Source organism: Mycobacterium sp. TH-M103 (assembly GCF_057473785.1).
Map to the genome: position 1 here is coordinate 1 of NZ_JBYCLG010000271.1, position 4,045 is coordinate 4,045.

At 71.6% G+C, this 4,045-nt stretch carries 7 protein-coding genes and 2 pseudogenes; 7 read left to right on the top strand and 2 right to left on the bottom strand.

Annotation, left to right across the window (positions count from 1 at the left end; all coding sequences use genetic code 11):
• The 3 genes and pseudogenes from AC2VOR_RS15270 to AC2VOR_RS15280 form a co-directional block, all read left to right on the top strand.
• Positions 1–210, top strand: a pseudogene (locus AC2VOR_RS15270) (phosphomethylpyrimidine synthase ThiC); the annotation flags it as partial.
• A complete protein-coding gene (gene thiD, locus AC2VOR_RS15275; protein WP_369740887.1) occupies positions 207–1,034 on the top strand; it encodes a bifunctional hydroxymethylpyrimidine kinase/phosphomethylpyrimidine kinase in 828 nt (275 codons plus the stop codon). The pseudogene AC2VOR_RS15270 and the gene thiD, both read left to right, overlap by 4 nt.
• A complete protein-coding gene (locus tag AC2VOR_RS15280; protein ID WP_369740888.1) occupies positions 1,031–1,657 on the top strand; it encodes an alpha/beta hydrolase family protein in 627 nt (208 codons plus the stop codon). The genes thiD and AC2VOR_RS15280 overlap by 4 nt, the downstream gene beginning before the upstream one ends.
• A gap of 4 nt (positions 1,658–1,661) precedes the next feature.
• Here the strand turns inward: AC2VOR_RS15280 and AC2VOR_RS15285 are convergent, their stop codons facing one another.
• Both AC2VOR_RS15285 and AC2VOR_RS15290 read right to left on the bottom strand, forming a co-directional pair.
• A complete protein-coding gene (locus AC2VOR_RS15285) occupies positions 1,662–1,928 on the bottom strand; it encodes a hypothetical protein (protein ID WP_369740889.1) in 267 nt (88 codons plus the stop codon).
• Between the two features lie 11 nt (positions 1,929–1,939).
• Positions 1,940–2,140, bottom strand: a pseudogene (locus tag AC2VOR_RS15290) (oxygenase MpaB family protein); the annotation flags it as partial.
• Positions 2,141–2,148: 8 nt separating this feature from the next.
• Between AC2VOR_RS15290 and AC2VOR_RS15295 the strand changes: the two are divergent.
• From AC2VOR_RS15295 to AC2VOR_RS15310, 4 genes are all read left to right on the top strand, one after another.
• On the top strand, positions 2,149–2,679 hold the full coding sequence (locus tag AC2VOR_RS15295; protein ID WP_369740890.1) for a TetR/AcrR family transcriptional regulator: 531 nt from the start codon (positions 2,149–2,151) through the stop codon (positions 2,677–2,679).
• 32 nt (positions 2,680–2,711) lie between these two features.
• On the top strand, positions 2,712–2,900 hold the full coding sequence (locus AC2VOR_RS15300) for a hypothetical protein (protein ID WP_369741784.1): 189 nt from the start codon (positions 2,712–2,714) through the stop codon (positions 2,898–2,900).
• 69 nt (positions 2,901–2,969) lie between these two features.
• Positions 2,970–3,404 carry a MarR family winged helix-turn-helix transcriptional regulator gene (locus AC2VOR_RS15305; protein WP_369740891.1) on the top strand — a complete coding sequence of 145 codons (435 nt, stop codon included), beginning with the start codon at positions 2,970–2,972 and terminating at the stop codon, positions 3,402–3,404.
• Between the two features lie 19 nt (positions 3,405–3,423).
• Positions 3,424–4,045 (top strand): LLM class F420-dependent oxidoreductase (locus tag AC2VOR_RS15310; protein ID WP_486964059.1); only part of this gene is annotated, 622 nt, incomplete at its 3' end.

Genomic DNA, 4,045 nt, shown 5'->3' on the forward strand with positions numbered 1-4,045 from the left:
GCCGAACCGGCCAAGACCGCGCACTTCTGCTCGATGTGCGGCCCGAAGTTCTGCTCGATGCGCATCACCCAGGACGTCCGGGACTTCGCCGCCGAGCACGGGCTGGAGACCGAGGAGGATATCGAGGCCATGCTGGCCAACGGCATGGCCGAGAAGTCCCGCGAGTTCGCCGAGCACGGCAAGCGGGTGTATCTGCCGATCACGCAGTGAATTACCTGCCTGTGCCGGCGCCGGGGACGACTCCGCGCCGCGTGCTGACCATCGCCGGATCGGACTCCGGGGGCGGCGCGGGGATTCAGGCCGACCTGCGCACCATCGCACTGCTCGGCGTCCACGCCTGCGTCGCGGTCACCGCAGTCACCGTGCAGAACACATTGGGGGTCAAAGGCTTTCACGCGGTTCCCGGCGACGTCGTCGCCGGCCAGATGGAGGCCGTGGTCACTGACATCGGAATCCAGGCCGCCAAGACCGGGATGCTGGCCTCGGCGGACATCGTCGGCACGGTGGCCGCCACGTGGCGTCGGCTGCAGCCGGCGGTCCCGCTCGTCGTCGACCCGGTGTGCGCCTCCATGCACGGGGACCCGCTCCTGGCGCCGTCCGCGCTGGAATGCCTTCGCGAGCAACTGTTCCCGCTCGCGGCGTTGGTGACCCCGAACCTCGACGAGGTGCGGCTGCTGGTGGGCGTGGACGTGGTGGACGAGCAGTCGCAGCGGGCGGCGGCCACGGCGCTGCATGCGCTGGGCCCGCGATGGGTGCTGGTCAAGGGCGGGCACCTGCGGTCGTCGGGCCACAGCCGCGATCTGCTCTATGACGGCGGGGAATTCCACGCGTTCGACGCCGCGCGGGTGCCCACCGGAAACGACCACGGCGGCGGCGACACGCTGGCGGCCGCGATCGCGTGCGCGCTGGCGCACGGTTTCGCCGTGCCGGAGGCGGTCGCCTTCGGCAAGCGGTGGGTCACCGAATGCCTGCGCGCCGCCTATCCGCTGGGCCGCGGACACGGCCCGGTCTCCCCCTTGTTCCGGCTGTCATGAACCTCGATCCGATCGCGGGCACAGCGCACGAACCGGCCGGGGCCGCGCGCGGCGTCGTCGTGCTCACCCACGGAGCCGGCGGGAACCGGGAATCTGTTCTGCTGCAACAGGTTTGCGACGAGTGGGCGCGGCGCGGCTGGCTGGCGGTGCGCTACGACCTGCCCTACCGCCGGCGCCGGCCCACCGGACCGCCGTCCGGTTCGGCGGCCACCGACCGCGCCGGGATCGTCGAGGCGATCGCGTTGTGCCGCGGCCTGGCCGGGGGTCCCCTGATCGCCGGCGGGCACTCCTACGGCGGCCGGCAGACGTCGATGGTGGTGGCCGCGGGCGAGGCGTCGCCCGTCGACGTCGACCTGCTGACGCTGTTCTCCTACCCGGTGCACCCGCCGGGCAAGCCCGAACGCGCCCGCACCGAACATCTGCCGCAGATCACCGCGCCCACCGTGTTCACCCACGGGGCGTCGGACCCGTTCGGCACCATCGCCGAACTGCGCGCCGCGGCGGCGCTGATCGCCGCGCCGACCGAGGTCGTCGAGATCGCCGGCGCGCGGCACGACCTGCGGTCGAAGACGCTCGACGTGCCCGCGCTCGCGGTCGACGCCGCCCTGCGGCTACTGGCCTGAGCGGCTAGCGCGCCGAACAGTCGGTGGGCAACAGCAGCAGCGCCGGCCACAGGGCCGCCGCCTCGCCGAACGCGGCGATCTGCGCGCCGGCGGGAACGGCTTTTTCCCAAGCGGTTTCGAGTTCGCGGAGGCGGTCGGGATGAACGAAGGCCCAGGCGGCCCCGGTCGCGAGGTAGGGCAGGGCGAGCCACGTGGCCAGCTCGAGCGCGGCGGCCACGCTGACCGGGCGAGCCAGCGCCCGCCGGATTCCGTGGGCGCCCGACGACCGCATGCCCGCCCCTCCTACAGCAGCGGCCGGCCGGCCCGCACCCGGCGCCGCACGTCGGCCAGTAGGACATGGCTGCCGCCCTGCCGCACGAACGGCGGCAGGAAGCGGTTCACCGACGCGACGAGCAGGAACAACCGCTCGAAGCGGCGCTGTTGCGCGTCGCTCCATGAGACGCCGAGCGCGTCGCGGAACACCGGCGCCAGGAACCCGACTGTACCGGTCGATGCTGCTGTTCTACGAGCGCGGCTTCCGCGACACCAGCATGGACGACATCGCGGCCGCGGTCGGCATGCAGCCCTCGGGGCTGTACCGCCACTTCCCCGGCAAGGCCGACATCCTGGCCGCGGCGTATCGCCGCGCGGCGGACCGGCTTTCCGGGGACGTGGTCAGGGTGCTCGGCCGCATCGCCGACCCGCGGCGGGCGCTGGCCGAGTTGATCGACTCCTACGTCACGCGATCGTTGGCGCGCCCCGAGGTCGCCTACGTCTACTACACCGAGCGCCACCACCTGCCCACCTCGGAGTTGCTGATGCTGGACACGATTCAGCAGTCCACCGTCGACGCCTGGGCGCGCCTGGCCACGGCGGTGCGCCCGGAACTGAGCGCGGGGCGGGCACGGTACGCCGTGCACGCCGCCTACGCCGTCACCGTGGACCTGGGCCGGCTGGTCAGGCGCGACAGCGTCGGCTTCGCGCGCTCGGCGGCGCGCCGCCTGACCGAGGTCATCATGCTGGGGCCGAGGAGAAAGGGTTGATCACCAGGCTGCGGCGGCTACTGGCCTACGAGATGAGCGTCGCCGAGTGGCTGGGACTGGCGGTGATCCTGGGGGCCCCGTACCTGATCGTCGGGGCGATCTGGTCGGCGACGCACACCGACCACCTGCGCGGCATGCAGGGCGCCGACCTCGTCGTGTCGTTCCTCGGCTCGATCGTGTCCTGGCCGGTGCTGCTGTTCTCCGACGTCTGCATGACGTAGCGACGCCCGCTCGCCGATTTAGTCAGTCAAGACTGGACAGTTTTGACTGACTAAATTAGCCTTGGCGGCATGGACGGTACCGGCGATTCCGCGGCGGCGGCCGCGCGCGACCTGCGCGTGGTGATCGGCCGGCTGCGGCGCAGGCTGCGCGAGGTCGCGGTCGACGGCGACCTGACGCCGTCCCAGACGGCGGTGCTCATCCGGCTCTGGAAAGAGGGCCCTTCCTCGGCCGGGGTGTTGGCCGGTGCCGAGCGGATCCGGCCCCAGTCGATGGCCGCCATCGTCGCCGCCCTCGGCCGGCGCGGGCTCATCGAGCGGTCCCCGGATCCCGAAGACGGTCGGCGCCAGGTCATCTCGCTGACCGAGGCGGGCCGTGAGCGTGCCGCCAGCGACCGCCAGGCCCGGGAGGAATGGCTGGCGCGCACCATGCAGGAGCGCTACACCGAACGCGAACGCCGCGTCATCCTCGACGCGTTGTCGCTGCTGGAGCGCTTGACCGAGTGATGAAAGGGTTTTAGCAGCAATGGAATTGGGAGTGCATTTCATCGACTTTCTCCCCGGCGACCCCGCGGCCCTGGGGCCCACGCTGGCCGACGCGGCCACGGCCGCCGAGTACGGCGGCGCGACGTTGTTCACCCTGGCCGATCATCTGTTCCAGATGGAGAACGTCGGACGCGCCGACGACCCGTTCCTGGAGGGGTACACCTCCCTGGGCTTTCTGGCCGGCCGTACCTCGACGATCGAGTTGGGGCTGCTGGTCACCGGTGTCACCTACCGCTATCCCGGCCTGCTGGCCAAGGCGGTGACCACCCTGGACGTGCTCTCCGGTGGCCGCTCGCTGCTGGGCCTGGGCGCGGCGTGGTACGACCGCGAACACATCGCCCTGGGCATCCCGTATCCGCCGCTGAGCGCGCGCTTCGAGATGCTGGAGGAGACGTTGCAGATCTGCGCCCAGATGTGGAGCGACGACAACGGGCCCTACGACGGCAAGCATTACCGGCTGGCGGAGACGATCTGTGTACCGCAACCGGTGCGGCGGCCCCCCGTGCTGATCGGCGGCGACGGCGAGCGCAAGACGCTGCGCCTGGTCGCGCAGTACGCCGACGTCTGGAACAGCACGACCAGCGATCCCGGCGAGTTGCAGC

Excerpts from the sequence above, each read along its gene's own strand:
- AC2VOR_RS15280 (WP_369740888.1), top strand. The coding sequence starts at position 1,031 with ATGAACCTCGATCCGATCGCGGGCACAGCGCACGAACCGGCCGGGGCC.
- AC2VOR_RS15285 (WP_369740889.1), bottom strand. The coding sequence starts at position 1,928 with ATGCGGTCGTCGGGCGCCCACGGAATCCGGCGGGCGCTGGCTCGCCCG.
- AC2VOR_RS15295 (WP_369740890.1), top strand. The coding sequence starts at position 2,149 with ATGCTGCTGTTCTACGAGCGCGGCTTCCGCGACACCAGCATGGACGAC.
- AC2VOR_RS15300 (WP_369741784.1), top strand. The coding sequence starts at position 2,712 with ATGAGCGTCGCCGAGTGGCTGGGACTGGCGGTGATCCTGGGGGCCCCG.
- AC2VOR_RS15305 (WP_369740891.1), top strand. The coding sequence starts at position 2,970 with ATGGACGGTACCGGCGATTCCGCGGCGGCGGCCGCGCGCGACCTGCGC.